Below are 15,865 nucleotides of genomic sequence, written 5' to 3'. Positions count from 1 at the left end.
GCGACGGACACGGGTCCGCAGCGCGGCACCACGCCACACGGCGACACGAGCATGATTGGGGCATCGAAGGCATGACCGACAGCCAGCACGGGTCGGAATCGGGACAGGGATCGACGCCGGGGGACCGGTCGGCATCGGAGTCCGGTTCGCCTGATCAGCACGGTTCGACCGGCCCCACCCCCGACCAGCACGGCTCCGGCCAGTACGGATCTGATCAGTACGGCACCGATCAGTACGGGTCGGGCCGGTACGGCGCGGGTCAGCACGAGTCCGGCTCCGCCGGCACCCAGCCCTTCGGGTCGAGCCAGTACGGCTCCGGGCAGCAGCACGGATCCGACCAGTACGGCTCTGATCAGTACGGCTCTGGGCAGCAGTACGGGTCGGGCCAGTACGGGTCCGATCAGTCCTCGACCGGGCAACACGGGTCGGGTCAGTACGGAACAGGCCAGTACGGATCAGCCCAGTACGGTTCGGGCGCGCAGTTCGGCTCCGACGGTCAGCAGGGCTACGGCCAGCACGGCTACGGCGGTCAGGGCGCAGGTCCGGCCTACTACCCCGCCTCGTCCTACGGTGCCGGCTCGTCGTACCCGGGCGGTGCGCCGGCCGCGGCGCGCGGAGGCTCGCGTGTCGGACTGGTGGTGCTCGTGGTGGTGCTCGTCGCACTCGCCGGCGGCATCGGCGGTGTCGTCGGTGCGGGTTTGGAGAACTCGACCTCGAACTCGGTGTCCGGCGGCGTCGTCAGCGGTCCCCGTGACAACTCGCAGCCCGCCGCGGCGGCGGTCGGCTCGGTGCAGGAGGTGGCGGCGAAGGTGCTGCCGTCGGTCGTCTCGATCGACGTGCGCATCGGCAATCGCGAGGGCGAGGGCTCGGGCATCGTGCTGAGCCAGGACGGCTACATCCTCACCAACAACCACGTCGTCACCGCCGAGTCGTCGGGGACCGGCCAGCTCACCGTCAGTTACAACGACGGCTCCACGTCGGGAGCCACCGTCGTCGGCGCCGACCCCATCTCCGACATCGCCGTCATCAAGGCGTCGAAGACCGGGCTGACCCCGATCACCCTGGGACAGTCCGGGAACCTCGCCGTCGGTCAGAGCGTGATCGCGGTCGGTTCGCCGCTGGGTCTCGCGGGCACCGTCACCACCGGCATCATCAGCTCGCTGAACCGGCCGGTGTCGACGCAGGGCGAGGACAACAGCACCGCGTCGGTGATCGACGCGATCCAGACCGACGCCGCCATCAACCCGGGTAACTCCGGTGGTGCGCTGGTCAACGCGAACGGCGCACTGATCGGCGTCAACACCGCCATCGCCAGCCTGTCCGACAGTGCCGGCGCCCAGGCGGGCAGCATCGGCCTCGGCTTCGCCATCCCGATCGACCAGGCCATGCGCGTCGCGCAGGAACTGCAGCAGACCGGTCGCGCTACGCAGGCCGGACTCGGTGTGTCGGTGCAGTCGGCCTCGGCCAACGCCCAGACCCCCGGTGCCCAGCTCTCCGCGGTGACCCCCGGCGGTGCGGCGGCGAAGGCGGGTATTCCGTCCGGCGCCGTCGTCACCAAGGTCAACGATCGCGTCATCGCCTCGGGTGATGCCCTCGTCGCGGCCATCCGGTCGCATGCTCCCGGCGACCAGGTCGCCATCACGTTCACCGCGAACGGCTCGAGCCGCACGGTCAACGTCACCCTCGACACCCTCGACACCGGAGGCCGCTGATGAGCACCATCGACACCGACCCGTCCGCCACCGAGAGCGGTGTGCTGCGGATCCTGCCGTCGGTACACAGCAGTACTGTCATCGGCGACACCGACGAATCGGGGTTGATCGGCCGCGTGAGCAGCCGCGACCTCGCCGCCGCCGATGTCGCAGCCGAACGCCTGGCTGCCGACGCGAGAGGACAGAAGATGAACGCGGTGAGCCTGGAGTCGCAGGAACTCGGCCGGGCGCTGGTCGTCGTCGTCGACGACCGCGCTGCCCACGGCGAGGATCAGACCCTGATCGGGCCCCTCGTCGGCGAGCTGCTCACCGAGGCCGGCTTCCACGTCGACGCCACGGTCGCCGTCTCGGCCGACGAGGTCGAGATCCGCAACGCTCTGAACACCGCGGTCATCGGTGGTGTCGACCTGGTCGTGTCGGTCGGCGGCGTGGGCGTGCGTCCCCGCGACGTGACCCCGGAGGCCACCGCGGGACTGCTCGATCGCACCCTGCCGGGTATCGAGGAGGCCGTCCGCAGCTCCGGCCTGGCCGCCGGTGCCGCCGACGCCGGACTCTCCCGTGGCGTAGCGGGCATGTCGGGTCAGACCCTCGTGGTCAATTTGGCCAGCTCGCGGGCCGCGGTCCGCGACGGCATGGCGACGGTGACCCCGTTGGCCAAGGCCATCATCGAATCGATCACCGAGTTCTGATCTCTCCGTGACCGACCGCGACGAGTGGGAACGACGTCGGCGACTCGCCGAGGTGTTCGGCGACGACCTGCCCGACGTCACCACCGACGAGGCGACACCGTCGAGTGATCGAGATCACCCGACGTCCCGGAATGCCGACGATCGTTGGTTCCTCGACAACCGCCCGCCGCACCACGGATGAGCTCCGGTCTCCGCAGGTAAGGGTGCACTGATCCGACTCGTCCGTCATGCCCGTTTCCGACCCTTCGTCTGCACGGTTGCATCGTGTTCACCTCACCCTTTTCCGACACGGGCGAGCCCATGTGTTGTCGGGTGGGGCTGCTACGGCTAACGTCCCACCTGACACAGCACCGAGCCGGCCTCGGGGGGTGCTGGGTCGTACTGCAGATATGTGTGGATCAGGTCGGCGCGAGCAGCGTGCGAAGTTAACCCATAGGTAACGTCGCGCAATCTGCCTGTTAACGATCCGCGACACCATTCTGCAGAACCGTCAGGTCACTCCGGGCTAACATTTCGATGTCGTCGGGATATACGCACTTCCTTGAGAGGGAACGAATGAGCAAGATGAGCAACTCCGGCCTCCGCCGCGTGATCGGTGCGAGCGCCGTCGCCGCGGTTGCCGCCGTCGGTCTGGCCAGCATGGGCGCAGGTAACGCCGCTGCCAAGCCTCTTCCCAACGGTTCGAAGACGACCATCGGCGTGGACGGCTCGGTCGTCAAGCTCTCTCGCACGGGGGAGCGCGCAGTGGCGATCCCTACCGAGTCGCACAACGGCGCGGATAGGTCTGCCGAAGTCTTCGGCGGAGTATTCGCCACCTTCCCCAAGGGCAACGCAGGTGTGCTGAATGTCGGCTACGTCGTGGGCTGCCAGGTCGACATCACCGACTTCAGTATCAACCCCGGAATTACGTTCAACCAGGGCTACGACTTCTTCACGCCGACCGCGCCTCTCACGCTTGGCGTGTCCGTCGGTCCGGGCATCACCATTCCCCTCAACCCGGGCCAGGCAACATACGTACCCATCGGTGAGAAGACCGGTGACGGCGGGACTCTCGGGGTTCAGTACCAGCAGTACCGGATCGACGTGACAAAGTGCGGCGGTTACGCGTCGGCACGATCGATGGCGACGATTGAACTGCGTGGCGACAACTATGTGAAGTCGACCCTGTACGGCGCTCCGTTCAGCTTGAACTGACGATCAGACCACTCCATTCCGAACCAAGCTGAACTTTCCGAAGGGCAATGATGAAAAACAACACGATGCGACGCGCAGCCTCCGCTGCGGCTATCGCTGGCGTCTCCGCAGTGGCGCTCGCCAGCATGGGCGCTGGCAACGCTGCGGCCGCAACACTTCCGAACAAGGTCGTCACACAGAAGCTGGTCGACGGAACGTCGGTCACTGTCAGCCTGACCGATCAGTCCTACACAATCGCTCGATCGACTGCCGCGATCGCCACCAGTCGGCACGCGTGGTTGAGCGGCAAGGTCCGTGTGACCGTGAACGGTCAGTCCGCGGGCGGATCGATCATCGCTGGCTATTACGTCGGGTGCCAGGTCAGTGTCGGTGGCGGAGCAACCTCCAACGGGAGCTTGGGCGCGGGAATCGCTAGTGACGGCGGCACGGACGCGACTGCGACATCGCCGGCTATCGACCCGCAGGAGACTCCGAACCTGACCGTCTCCGGCTCGCAGGGCATTTCGCTGGCCTTGGCCCCGGGAGCTACGACTTTCGTGCCCGTCATCAACTACAAGAATTCTGACGGCGACACGGTTAGCGGGCTCACGTTCAGCGGTAAGAAGGCTGGCCTTGCGTACAGCCAGGTCGACTTCAATGTCGAGAAGTGCGGTGGCTTCGCCGAGGCCAAGGCATACGTCCGGGTCCAGGTTTCGACACCGTCGGTGGACGGTTACGTGACATTGGTCGGCCGCCCGTTCAGCCTTCGCTGATCTGCTGATCTGACAGTTCTCCCACGCAGGGGGAGTGGCCTTCGGCCGCTCCCCCTGTGTCGTGTCCGGGGTATCCGCGCCGAGTCGTCATCCGGGGTTCGGTGCGGTGTCACATGGGTTCTCTAGAGTTGGGCGCGCCGGTGCACGAATGGGTGGCGCGGCTCACCTTTCGCATGCACAATGATCTGGTTGCTGTGCGGGGGCGTGGCACCGACAGACCTGCTGCGAGAAGAGAAACGGGGTGACCGACATGACTGTTGACACCGAGATGGGCCGGGCGACCGGCGAATACGGCGATGACCGATTGGTGCAGTTCGAGCTGGGCTGGTTCCAGCGGGGTGGCGGTCCCTCGGAGGCCATCCGCGCGCAGTTCGGTCTCGGCGACGTCGAGTTCTTCACCCGGCTGCGCTCGCAGCTCGACTCTGGCGACAGCGACGCCCTCCCGCCACGTGTGGCCGAACAGATGCGCGCGGTCTGCCGCAAGCGTCTGTGGTTGGCGCGCGCCAGCTGACCTTCGCCGCGCCACGCGGTGTCCCTGCGATGATGGCGGGATGACCGGACCGGCGCGTCACCTCTGATGTCGACCCTCGCGTGGGTGGGGGTGATCATCGCCGTCCTCGTGGTGGCGACGGCGGTCGTGGTGCTGCGGACCCGCACCCGACCCACCCTCACGACACCCACCGAACGCGCGGTGCACGCCACCCTGCACACGGCGTCGCTGGCCGCCGCACCACTGCGCGAAGGGCTGACGGCGGAATCCGCCGAGTCGGCCGCACCGCACCTGCGGGCACTGACCGCCGCCGACGCGGTCGGTGTCGCCGACGCCGACGGAACGGTTCTGGTGTGGGACGGCCCCCACGGGGGCCTCGCCGCGCACTTCGCCGACGCCGCGACCCGCTGCGTGGCCGACGGTCGGCGCATCCTCATCACCTCGGGTCTCGAGGAGTCCGGTGCCCGTGCGCTGGTCGTCGAACCCCTCACCGGCACCGAGGTCCTCGGGGTGCTCGGCGTCGTCACCCGAACCGTGCCGGGACCGGGCGCCCTGTCGGCGATCACCGACGTCGCCCGCTACGCCGGTAGTCAGATCCAGCTCGCCGAGCTCGACGCCTCGCGCGCCCGACTCGACCGCGCCGAGGTCCGGGCGCTACGGGCCCAGATCAGTCCGCACTTCATCTACAACGCCCTGTCCACCGTGGCGTCGTTCGTCCGCACCGACCCCGAGAGGGCACGGGAACTCATCGTCGAGTTCGCCGACTTCACCCGCTACTCGTTCCGCGTGGCGGGGGAGTACACGCTGCTCGCCGACGAGCTCCGCAACATCGACCGTTACCTCACCCTCGAACGAGCGCGTTTCGGTGAGAGCCTCGACGTCCGCCTGCAGGTGGCGCCCGAGGTGCTCAACGTGGTGTTGCCGTTCCTCGCCCTGCAACCCCTGGTCGAAAACGCCGTCCGGCACGGCATCTCGGGTTCCCCGGCCGGCGGCACGGTGACCATCGTCGCCGACGACGAGGGCGCCGACTGCGTCATCAGCGTCGAGGACGACGGGGTGGGGATGGATCCCGAGCTGTTGCGGTCGGGGCTCGACGGCACGACCGCGGTGGGTTCCGGGGTCCTCGAGACCGCCCATGTCGGACTGGCGAACGTCGACGACCGCCTGCGGGCGGCGTTCGGCGACGACTACGGTCTCGTCGTCGAGACGGCGCCGGGCGCGGGCACGAAGGTCAGCATGCGTGTGCCGAAGTTCCGCCCCGGGATCACCGTGTGATGGCAGCATGGCTCACGTCGTGACCCAGATCCCCGATCTCTCCGCCTCGCCACCTCCTCGTGGGCTCACCGTCCTCGCCGTCGACGACGAACTACCCGCGCTGGACGAACTCGAGTTCGCCCTGATGCAGACCGATCCGGTGACGACGGTGCTGACCGCCTCCGACGCGACGACCGCGCTGCGGCTCATCACCGACTCCCCGACACCCATCGACGCGGTGTTCCTCGACATCAACATGCCGGGGCTCGACGGGCTCGAACTCGCGCGGGTGCTCGGTGCGTTCGCCGATCCGCCGTCGGTGGTCTTCGTGACCGCACACGACGACCGCGCGGTGCGGGCCTTCGATCTCGGCGCGGTCGACTACCTGCTCAAACCGCTGCGCACCGAACGTCTCGCCGAGGCCGTCCGCCGGGTCGTCGACCATCGCGCCGCGCCGTCGGCCACGCCCGGGCCGGCCGACGCGAACGACACCGACGAGGTGCTGGCGGTGGAGATCGCCGGCATCACCACCCTCGTACCCCGCTCGGACGTGCGGTGGGTGGAGGCCGTGGGTGACTACGCGCGGTTGCACACCGACCGCGACGCCCACCTCGTCCGCACACCGCTGTCGACACTCGAGAACCGCTGGCAGCACGCCGGATTCGTCCGGGTCCACCGCTCGTATCTCGTGCACCTGCCCTCGGTGACCGGCATCCGCACCGCCGGATCGCAGACCGTGGTGTGCCTGCGGCCCGTCGGCGAGGCGCCGGGCGTCGAACTCCCGGTCAGTCGGCGGCACACCCGCGAACTCAAGGACCGACTCGTCGGTGGCCGCTCGTCGGGTGCCCGGTGACCACCCCTCGCGACCGTCGCCCACCGCCACGCGAACGTGTCGTCCTCGCGCAACGCCGCGGCGCCCGGCGGGTGCGCAGCCGGGTGGAGGTGCAGGAGCAGACCGAGATCGGCGACGCGTTCGTCCGCGGTCTGATCCGCGCGCAACTCGGTCTCGCCCTGCGCGTGGGTGGCGTGGCCGCGACCGCACTCGCCGCACTGCCGGTCCTGTTCCTGCTCGTCCCGTCGATCGCCGACGTCAGCGTCGCCGGGATCGGTCTGCCCTGGCTGATCCTCGGTGTGGCCGTGTACCCGGTGTTGTTCGCCGCGTGCCGGTTCTACGTCCGTCGCGCCGACCGCAACGAGCAGGAGTTCGTCGATCTCGTCGACGACTGACGGCGATGACCACCATCGCCGGACACCCCGTACCGGTCGCTACGGCGATCGCGTTGATCGCCGCCGCCGTGGCGACCGTCGCCATCGGCGCCTACGGGGTTCGACTCGCGCGGACCACCTCCGACTTCCTGGTCGCGTCCCGCAGCGTGGGGTCGCGGTGGAACGCCGCGGCCATCTCCGGCGAATACCTGTCCGCAGCATCGTTTCTCGGCGTAGCGGGGTTGATCGCCAAATACGGCGCCGACGCGCTGTGGTACCCGGTGGGGTTCACCGCTGGCTACGTCGGTCTGCTGCTGTTCGTCGCGGCCCCACTGCGCCGCTCGGGTGCCTACACCGTCCCCGATTTCGCCGAGTTCCGTCTCGGCTCGCGCCGGCTGCGCTCCCTCGCCACCGCGTCGGTGGTGCTGATCTGCGTGCTCTACCTCGTGCCGCAGCTCCAAGGCGCCGGGCTGACCCTCGACATCCTGCTCGGCGTACCGCCGTGGATCGGTGCGACCGTGGTCGGACTCATCGTCATCGCGAACGTCGTCGGCGGTGGCATGCGTTCGATCACCTTCGTGCAGGCGTTCCAGTACTGGCTCAAGATGACGGCCATCGCGGTCCCCGCGCTGGCGCTCGCCATCCACTTCTACGCCGACGACAGGCGACCGGGCGACCTCGGCTCGGCGGCACCGCCGGTGGTCACCGCGGCGACCACGGTCGACGTGACCACCGACGTCCGCGTCACCGTCTCCACGCCGCTGCAGCTCGGTGCCGACGGCCGCATCGACGGCGCGGAGGTCACCGGACCGTTGCGGCTCGAACCCGGCGAGCACGAGGTGTCGGCGGGAACCACCCTGGACCTCGCCGCCGGGTCGCCGGTCCCGGTGGTCGCCGGGGCGCCGACCACCCACGCCGAGTGGATGCGACCGGGATGGGGGTTCGGCGGAGCGCACCCGCTGTTCCAGGTCTACTCGCTCATCATCGGGATCTTTTTGGGCACCATGGGGTTACCGCATGTGCTCGTGCGGTTCTACACCAACCGCGACGGCCGCTCGGCGCGCGCCACGTCGATGGCGGTCGTCGGTCTCCTCGCGGCGTTCTACCTGTTCCCGACCGTGCTCGGTGCGTTCGCGCGCCTCTATGTCCCGCAGCTGCTCATCACCGGCACCTCCGACGCCGCGGTGCTGCTGCTGCCCGGATCGGTGCTGTCGGGGATCGGCGGCCAGATGCTCGCCGCACTCGTCGCCGCGGGCGCCATAGCGGCGTTCCTCGCGACGTCGTCGGGTCTGCTCGTCAGTGTCGCCGGTGTGCTGAGCACCGATGTGCTGCGCGGCCGTGTCCGCGACTTCCGCGTCGCGTCGGTCGTGGCCGGGGTGGTGCCGGTGCTGATGGCCGTCGGGGTGACGTCGGTCGACCTGTCTCGCACGGTCGGCCTGGTGTTCGCCGTCGCGGCCTCGACCCTGTGTCCCCTTCTGGTGCTCGGCATCTGGTGGCGCGGGCTCACCGCGATCGGGGCGGCGAGCGGACTGCTGGTCGGGGCGTCGGTGGCGGGTGCGGCGGTCGTCGCGACCACGTTCGGCGGGTTCGACGACGACCTGCTCGGGGGATGGCCGTCGGTGCTGGCGGGATATCCCGCCGCGCTCAGCGTCCCGCTCGCGTTCGCCACCATGATCGTGGTGTCGCGTGCGACGCCCGCCCGCATCCCGGCCGATGTCGGCCGCATCCTCACCCGACTGCACGCTCCCGAACGACTCGGCGTCGGCCGCGACCGCGAGGTCGGTCTGCGGGACGAGTGACCGGGTTGCCGTTCGTCGTGCCGGGGCGACCGTTCGTCGCACAGCCCGACCCCTCGCCGTGTGACCGCGGCCACAGCGCGCGAATGTGACCTGGGTCTCGCTACCGTCTGCTCACACCGCCACGCCCCCGGCGTGCCCGAACAGACATCGGAGTCCTCGATCATGACCGCAGCCGATCTCGACCCCCACGGGTCCGACGCCCCGGGCGTACCCCCGCGGCGCACCCCCGACGCGCAGGCGTTCGTCGACATGCAGGCCACCCCGGAGTTCCAGGAGCTGCGTCGGCGCCTGCGCACCTTCGTCTTCCCGATCACGGCGTTCTTCCTCGCCTGGTACGCGATCTACGTGCTGCTCGCGACCTACGCCGCGGACCTCATGGCCACCAAGGTGTTCGGCAACGTCAACCTCGGCATCATCCTGGGCCTGGGCCAGTTCGTGTCGACGTTCGTCATCACCGCGATCTACGTGAAGTTCGCGAACCGCGAGCTCGACCCGCGGGCCTCGGCCATCCGTGACGAGCTGGAGGGACCGCGCGCATGAGCACCCTCGCCGCAGCGGGCGCATCGGTGGGCAACCCCGCGCTCAACATCGCCATCTTCGTCGCGTTCGTGGTGGTCACCATGACCATCGTGATCCGCGCGAGCCGCACCACGAAGAAGGCCTCGGACTTCTACACCGGAGGCGGACAGTTCTCCGGCCCGCAGAACGGATTCGCCATCGCCGGTGACTACCTCTCGGCGGCATCGTTTCTCGGCATCGCCGGCGCCATCGCGGTCTACGGCTACGACGGCTTCCTGTACTCGATCGGGTTCCTCGTCGCCTGGTTGGTCGCCCTGCTGCTCGTCGCCGAACTGCTGCGCAACACCGGTCGGTTCACGATGGCCGACGTGCTGAGCTTCCGTCTCTCCGAACGCCCCGTCCGCATGGCCGCGGCGCTGTCGACCCTCGCGGTGTCGCTGTTCTACCTGCTGGCGCAGATGGCCGGCGCCGGCGGACTGGTGTCGCTGCTGCTCAACATCGACGGCAAGTTCGGGCAGGGCGTCGTGGTCGCGGTCGTCGGACTGCTGATGATCGCCTACGTGCTCATCGGCGGCATGAAGGGCACCACCTACGTGCAGATGGTGAAGGCCGTGCTGCTCATCCTCGGTGCCGGCGTCATGTTTGTCCTCGTGCTCGTCGCGGTGAAGGGCAACTTCTCGACACTGCTCGCCGACGCACAGGCCAACTCCAGCAAGGACATCCTCGCGCCGGGCGCCAAGTACGGCATCAGCGCGATGTCGCGGCTGGACTTCATCTCCCTCGGCATCGCCCTCGTCCTGGGTACCGCGGGCCTCCCGCACGTGCTGATGCGCTTCTACACCGTGCCGACGGCGAAGGAGGCGCGCCGCTCGGTCACGTGGGCCATCGGACTCATCGGCGCGTTCTACCTGTTCACGCTGGTCCTCGGGTACGGCGCGGCCCGCATGGTGGGGCCCGACGTCATCCAGGCGGCACCGGGCAAGGAGAACGCCGCCGCGCCGCTGCTGGCATTCGAGCTCGGCGGCACCATCTTCCTGGCGGTGATCTCGGCGGTCGCGTTCGCGACCATCCTGGCCGTCGTCGCCGGTCTCGCCATCACCGCGTCGGCGTCGTTCGCCCACGACATCTACGCCAGCGTGATCAAGCGCGGCACGGCCACCGAGGAACAGCAGGTGCGCGTCTCCCGCATCACGGTGGTGGTGATCGGTGTGGTCGCCATCGTCCTGGGCATCCTCGCGATGGGCCAGAACATCGCGTTCCTCGTGGCGCTGGCGTTCGCCGTCGCCGCCTCGGCCAACCTGCCGACGCTGCTGTTCTCCCTGTTCTGGAGGCGGTTCAACACCACCGGTGCGTTGTTCAGCATCTACGGCGGTCTGATCACCTGCATCGGTCTGATCGTGATCTCGCCGGCGGTGTCGGGGAAGCCGACGTCGATGTTCCCCGACGCGAACTTCGATCTGTTCCCGATGTCGAACCCGGGCATCGTGTCCATCCCGGCGGGATTCCTGCTCGCGGTGATCGGTACCTACATCGGCGGCCGCAGGCAGGAGAACGCCGCGCGCCAGGCCGAGATGGAGGTCCGGTCGCTGACCGGAGTCGGCGTCGAGAAGGCCGTCTCGCACTGATCGGTGGCCGGAGGGTGTCGTCGCGATGAACGGCACCCTTCGGCCCTCGGTGATCGGAAATGCCTGCACGCTAATGGGTTTGGCGCGCAACGTAACGAACGTCTCCTTCGCGACATCTGGTGTGATTCGGACGCGTGGTGATTGACTACTCTGGCTAACTACTTGACCAGAGAAGCGGAGCACTGCGTGATCTCGATCGGAATCGTGGGCGGTGGTGCGGCGGCGATCAGCCTGCTCCGCCAACTGCCCCACGGGGATCGTCTCGATGTCGTCGTCTACTCCGACCGGCCGCCGGGCCCCGGGCGGGCCTACGCCGAGCCCGCGGAATCGGCACTGCTCAACCGCCAGGTGTTCGCGATGTCGGTGTCGGACGCATGGCCCGACGAGTTCGCCGACTGGGTCGCCGCGCACGCACCCGACCACCTCGACGACGGCGAGCACTCGTTCGTCCCGCGAGCGCTCTACGGCCGCTATCTCGTCGACTCCGCCGAGAGTGCGCAGGCCCAGCTCGGCGACCACCTCACCTTCGTGGCCGGCCGCGTCGTCGACATCGCCCCGCGCGCCGGGGCCTACCGCCTCACCGTCGCATCGGCCGACGGCGGGGTCGTCGAGGCCACACACGATCTGGTCGTCCTCGCGCTGGGGTCGAGTCCGCCGGCCGATCCCTACCGGCTCACGGGCCTGCCCTCCTACACCGGCGACCCCTACCCGATCGACGGCTGGCTCACCGACGTGGTCGGTGCCGACGACGCGGCCGTCGTCGGCACCGGTCTCAGTGCCGTCGATGTCGCGCTGGCCCTGCGACGCAACGACTTCACCGGCCGCCTCACCATGTGCTCGCGTAACGGCATCGTGCCCGACGCGCGAGCGATCGTGTCGCCCTTGGACTTCGACCCCGACATCTCCGCGCTGATCCTCCGGGTCACCCGCAAACGCGGTGGTCTCGAATGGCAGGACGTCATGCAGATCGTGGACTATCTCGCGCTGGGCGAGGGGATCCGGCGCTCGGAGGTGCGCGCGGCGTTCGCTGCCGTCGCGCGTCCCGCGGGCGAACGCCTGTCCGACGGCGCCGACCCCACCCGGTCGGTCGACGCCGCGGTGCAGCGTCTGGTGATCGGCATCGCCCAGCACTACGTCAACGAGATCTGGTCGGCCATGACCCGGCGGGCGCGCACGGAGTTCCTCGCCACCACCCATGCGGGGTTCCAGGCGTTGTCGAACCCGTTGCCGGCCACGAGCGCGGCGGCCCTGGGCGCGATGGTCTCCGACGGTCGCCTGAGCATCCGTGCCGGCGTCACCGACATCGAGCCCACCGCACAGGGATTCGACATCGCCTTCCGCCACGGGGACCGGGCTGCGGTGACGCAGGTGGTCAACGCCACCCGCACCGCGGCCGGGGCCCCGTCACCCGCCGCGGGGGCGGTGGTCTCCTCGTTGCTCCATCGCGGACTGGCGCAGGCCAATCCGTACGGCGGACTGCGCGTCGACATCGTCAGCAACGCGCTGCTCGACCGCAGCGGTGGGTCGGTGCCGGGTCTGTACGCCATCGGTGAGATCGCCTCGGGCGACCTCTACTACATCAGCAGCATGGGCAAGATCCGACGCCGCGCACGCTCGGTCGCCCGCCAGATCGTCGACGAGTCGTTGCGACCCGCCCGGACGGGGTCGGTGCATGTCTGAGACCACCGTGACGCCCGACGCGCGGGTGCGCGTCATGCTGCTCGTGGCCGTGATGGTCCCGCAGCTCGGGCTCAGCCTGCTCAACCCGTCGATCCCGACGATGGCGACCGATCTCGGCACCTCGGTCTCGGCGATCCAGCTGACGCTGTCGGGATACATGGCGGGCTACGCGATCTCGATGTTCGCCGCCGGTGTTCTCGCCGACCGCTACGACGCGCGGCGCCTGCAGGCCCTCGGCCTCGTGCTGTTCGCGGTGGGCGGTGTCGCCGCGGCCCTGGCCCCGAACGTGGGCGTGCTGTTCGCCGCGCGGGTGGTGCAGGCGATCGGCGGTACCTCGGCGACGGTGCTGTGCCGCCTGGTGATCCAGCGTCGGTTCCCGTCGTCGGCGCGGATGCAGATCCTCACCTCGCTGTCGATCGTGATCGCGGCGACCCCGGCGCTGTCACCACTGGTGGGCGCCTCGCTCATCGAGATCACCTCGTGGCGGGTGCTGTTCGCAGTGCTGGCGGTGATCGGACTCGTGCTCGCGGTCGCGTTCGCGCGGATGGTCCCGTCGGCGCGACCGGACGTTCCCGCGTCGGTCGGTCCGCGCACGGTCGCGGCCGGCATCGCGACCGCGCTGCGGCGCCGTGGATTCGGCATCAATGCGTGGGTGATCTCGCTGGCGTGGATGAGCTATTTCCTGTTCATCGAACAGTCCGCGTATCTGCTGCAGGACATCCACGGTCTGTCGACCCTCGACTACGGATTGGTGCTGACGATCCCGGCGATCGGCTACATCGCCGGCAGCATCGGGATCCGCCGCGCGAGGTCGCACACTCGTGCCCACCTGGTGGGCAGCGTCATCGGCGGTGTCGGGGCCGCGGCGCTCGTGGCCCTCGCGACCGCGGGTGTGGGGTCGGTCTTCGCGCTGGTGATCCCGCTGTCGGTGACCTTCATCGGTGTGGGCGCGGCGATCCCGCACGCGCAGAACGGCCTCATCGGGCTCGACCTGCCCGCCCAGGGTGTCGGTGCAGGACTGTTCTTCTTCATCCAGATGGCCAGTGGCGCGGTCTACACCTCGGTGATCGAGGCCCTGCACCTGCGGACCGAACTGCCGATCCGGATCGCGATCGCCGCGCCGGCCCTGGTGCTGGTGGCGATCGCGGTGGGTCGGACCGTCCGCTCCCGGGCGGCGACGACCGCCGCGGCGACGATCGAGCACCGCCGTCCGCAGCGTGTCGGATGAGTCCTACTGCTCGTGCTTCGCCGTCGGCGAGCTGCCGCCGCCGGAGCCCTGCTGCGCGATGAGGTCGCGGATCTCGGTGAGGAGCTCGGCCTCGGTCAGGGCGGCGGCATCGTCACCCTGCTTGGCGCGCAATGCCTTCAACTTCTCGAACGGCATGACGATCACGAAGTAGACGACCGCGGCGATGATGAGGAAGTTCAGCGCGGCGGTGATGAGCGTGCCGAAGTCGACGAAGGTGTTGTCCTGCCCGCTGCGGATGAGGAAGCCCAGGCCCTGGGCCTGATCGGTGCCGCCGATCGAGTTGATGAGCGGCTGGATGATGCTGTCGGTGAACGCCTTGACGATCGCGCTGAACGCCGCGCCGACGACGACCGCGACCGCCAGATCGATCACGTTGCCGCGCAACAGGAATTCCTTGAAACCCTTGATCATGTCGATGTCTCCTCGCTGCGGTGTGCGATGTGACGCTGCCCCGGGCCACATCGTGTGGGCACATGGTAGCCACCTGGCATCGCACCCGTGCGGATGTGCGGCCGGATCAGTGGAACACGACGGTCACCGGCGCCGCGAGAGCGGTGCCCGCGACGGCGTGGGCGTCACGTTCGGGCATCGCGAGCATCACCACCGGTGCCCGGCCCCCACGATCGCGGGCGTCGTGCGCGGGCACCACCGCCACCACCGCACCCCGCACCAGCACGCGCCCCTCGGCGGGGCCGGCTCGTCCCGGTCCCGTGGTGTCGGTGTCGGCCGACTCGGTGAGGACGTCGACCACGTCGCCGGAACGCAGCAGGTCGATGACGGCGTCGTCGGCGAGGCGGATGGGGACCAGGCGCGCGTCGGCATCACCGACGAGCTGTGCGGGCAGCCGCGCCGACAGCAGTCGCCAGTCGGTGAGGATCTCCCCGCCGCGCACGGGGCCCGTCACCGTGCGACCGACGCCGTCGCGGTCCATCCGCAGGGCGCCGTCGGGAACCGATCCCGGCGCCACCTGCGCGTCGACGAGGTCACCGGCCACCAGCGTCGAGCCCGGGGTGAGATCGTGCGCTGCCACCAGCACCGTCGCGAGCTGCTCGCCGCGGTGGGCGACGACGGCCATCACGATCGAGGCGGTGAGCAGCACGATCGCCGCGACGCGGCGAACGGCCAACGTGCGGACCCAGCCGGGCCGAGCGGCGCTGCGCAGGCGGTCGGCAACGGTGGGGGACAGACGGGTGCGGTCGACCATGTCGGCGACGGTAGGGACAGCGCGCAGCGATGGCGATCCGCCGCGGTCACGCCCTGGGGAGCACCCGCATCTGTGGAGCGATCAGGACGCGGCGGCCGAGGAGGTCGTGCCCGAACCGCCCTTGCCCGACCCGGAACCGCCCGATCCCGAGCTGCTCGACGAACTGCTCGACGAGGTGGAGGTCGAGTCCTTTTTCGTCTCCTTGGTGCCCGACGAATCGGACTTGCGCGAATCGGACTGGGAGGAGTCCGAGCTCGAGGAGTCGCTGCTCGCGCTCTCCGATGCGGTCGACCCCGACCGGCTGTCGGTGCGGTAGAAGCCACTGCCCTTGAACACGATGCCGACCGAGTTGAACAGCTTGCGCAGTCGACCACCGCACACGGGGCATTCGGTGAGCGAATCGTCGGTGAACGACTGGACGATGTCGAATTTGTTGTCGCACTGTGTGCAGGCGTACGAGTAGGTCGGCACCGGGTACCTCCGAGGTGAAAG

General features: G+C 69.1%; 17 protein-coding genes. 14 read left to right on the top strand and 3 right to left on the bottom strand.

Annotated features, from left to right (window positions below; translation table 11 throughout):
• Positions 1-71: 71 nt before the first annotated feature.
• From ACQ7HM_RS09495 to ACQ7HM_RS09430, 14 genes are all read left to right on the top strand, one after another.
• Complete coding sequence (locus ACQ7HM_RS09495; protein ID WP_434216012.1) at positions 72-1,712, top strand: trypsin-like peptidase domain-containing protein; 1,641 nt, start codon at positions 72-74, stop codon at positions 1,710-1,712.
• On the top strand, positions 1,712-2,401 hold the full coding sequence (locus ACQ7HM_RS09490) for a MogA/MoaB family molybdenum cofactor biosynthesis protein (RefSeq protein ID WP_434216011.1): 690 nt from the start codon (positions 1,712-1,714) through the stop codon (positions 2,399-2,401). Before ACQ7HM_RS09495 ends, ACQ7HM_RS09490 begins: the two co-directional genes overlap by 1 nt.
• Before the next feature lie 7 nt (positions 2,402-2,408).
• Positions 2,409-2,582, top strand: coding sequence for a hypothetical protein (locus tag ACQ7HM_RS09485; RefSeq protein ID WP_434216010.1), 174 nt, complete (start codon positions 2,409-2,411; stop codon positions 2,580-2,582).
• A gap of 374 nt (positions 2,583-2,956) precedes the next feature.
• Positions 2,957-3,595, top strand: a complete 639-nt coding sequence (locus tag ACQ7HM_RS09480) for an MspA family porin (RefSeq protein ID WP_434216009.1) — start codon at positions 2,957-2,959, stop codon at positions 3,593-3,595.
• A 47-nt stretch (positions 3,596-3,642) separates the two neighbouring features.
• Positions 3,643-4,347 carry an MspA family porin gene (locus tag ACQ7HM_RS09475; RefSeq protein ID WP_434216008.1) on the top strand — a complete coding sequence of 235 codons (705 nt, stop codon included), beginning with the start codon at positions 3,643-3,645 and terminating at the stop codon, positions 4,345-4,347.
• Between the two features lie 250 nt (positions 4,348-4,597).
• Positions 4,598-4,858, top strand: a complete 261-nt coding sequence (locus ACQ7HM_RS09470) for a DUF3263 domain-containing protein (protein WP_434216007.1) — start codon at positions 4,598-4,600, stop codon at positions 4,856-4,858.
• Positions 4,859-4,924: 66 nt separating this feature from the next.
• Positions 4,925-6,112: a sensor histidine kinase gene (locus ACQ7HM_RS09465; RefSeq protein WP_434216006.1), complete on the top strand. Its 1,188-nt coding sequence runs from the start codon at positions 4,925-4,927 to the stop codon at positions 6,110-6,112.
• 7 nt (positions 6,113-6,119) lie between these two features.
• Complete coding sequence (locus ACQ7HM_RS09460) at positions 6,120-6,944, top strand: LytR/AlgR family response regulator transcription factor (RefSeq protein WP_434216005.1); 825 nt, start codon at positions 6,120-6,122, stop codon at positions 6,942-6,944.
• Positions 6,941-7,318, top strand: coding sequence for a hypothetical protein (locus ACQ7HM_RS09455; RefSeq protein ID WP_434216004.1), 378 nt, complete (start codon positions 6,941-6,943; stop codon positions 7,316-7,318). The genes ACQ7HM_RS09460 and ACQ7HM_RS09455 overlap by 4 nt, the downstream gene beginning before the upstream one ends.
• 5 nt (positions 7,319-7,323) lie before the next feature.
• A complete protein-coding gene (locus ACQ7HM_RS09450; protein WP_434216003.1) occupies positions 7,324-9,096 on the top strand; it encodes a cation acetate symporter in 1,773 nt (590 codons plus the stop codon).
• Positions 9,097-9,258: 162 nt separating this feature from the next.
• Complete coding sequence (locus tag ACQ7HM_RS09445) at positions 9,259-9,636, top strand: DUF485 domain-containing protein (protein WP_434216398.1); 378 nt, start codon at positions 9,259-9,261, stop codon at positions 9,634-9,636.
• Complete coding sequence (locus ACQ7HM_RS09440; protein ID WP_434216002.1) at positions 9,633-11,240, top strand: solute symporter family protein; 1,608 nt, start codon at positions 9,633-9,635, stop codon at positions 11,238-11,240. Before ACQ7HM_RS09445 ends, ACQ7HM_RS09440 begins: the two co-directional genes overlap by 4 nt.
• 186 nt (positions 11,241-11,426) lie before the next feature.
• The gene (locus tag ACQ7HM_RS09435) at positions 11,427-12,920 is read left to right on the top strand and encodes an FAD/NAD(P)-binding protein (RefSeq protein WP_434216001.1); all 1,494 of its coding nucleotides are present in this window, start codon (positions 11,427-11,429) and stop codon (positions 12,918-12,920) included.
• A complete protein-coding gene (locus ACQ7HM_RS09430; RefSeq protein WP_434216000.1) occupies positions 12,913-14,148 on the top strand; it encodes an MFS transporter in 1,236 nt (411 codons plus the stop codon). Before ACQ7HM_RS09435 ends, ACQ7HM_RS09430 begins: the two co-directional genes overlap by 8 nt.
• A gap of 3 nt (positions 14,149-14,151) precedes the next feature.
• Here ACQ7HM_RS09430 and mscL read toward each other — a convergent pair whose 3' ends face one another.
• The 3 genes from mscL to ACQ7HM_RS09415 all read right to left on the bottom strand — a co-directional run bounded on the left by mscL (position 14,152) and on the right by ACQ7HM_RS09415 (position 15,844).
• Positions 14,152-14,580, bottom strand: a complete 429-nt coding sequence (gene mscL / locus ACQ7HM_RS09425) for a large-conductance mechanosensitive channel protein MscL (protein ID WP_434215999.1) — start codon at positions 14,578-14,580, stop codon at positions 14,152-14,154.
• A 106-nt stretch (positions 14,581-14,686) separates the two neighbouring features.
• Complete coding sequence (locus ACQ7HM_RS09420) at positions 14,687-15,373, bottom strand: SAF domain-containing protein (RefSeq protein WP_434215998.1); 687 nt, start codon at positions 15,371-15,373, stop codon at positions 14,687-14,689.
• Positions 15,374-15,454: 81 nt separating this feature from the next.
• The gene (locus ACQ7HM_RS09415; RefSeq protein WP_434215997.1) at positions 15,455-15,844 is read right to left on the bottom strand and encodes an FmdB family zinc ribbon protein; all 390 of its coding nucleotides are present in this window, start codon (positions 15,842-15,844) and stop codon (positions 15,455-15,457) included.
• Between the last annotated feature and the right edge of the window lie 21 nt (positions 15,845-15,865).

Source organism: Williamsia sp. MIQD14 (assembly GCF_051025635.1).
GTDB lineage: Bacteria > Actinomycetota > Actinomycetes > Mycobacteriales > Mycobacteriaceae > Williamsia_A.
The sequence above is the reverse complement of the archived record's forward strand: the minus strand, read 5'-3'. Positions and strand labels throughout refer to the sequence as shown.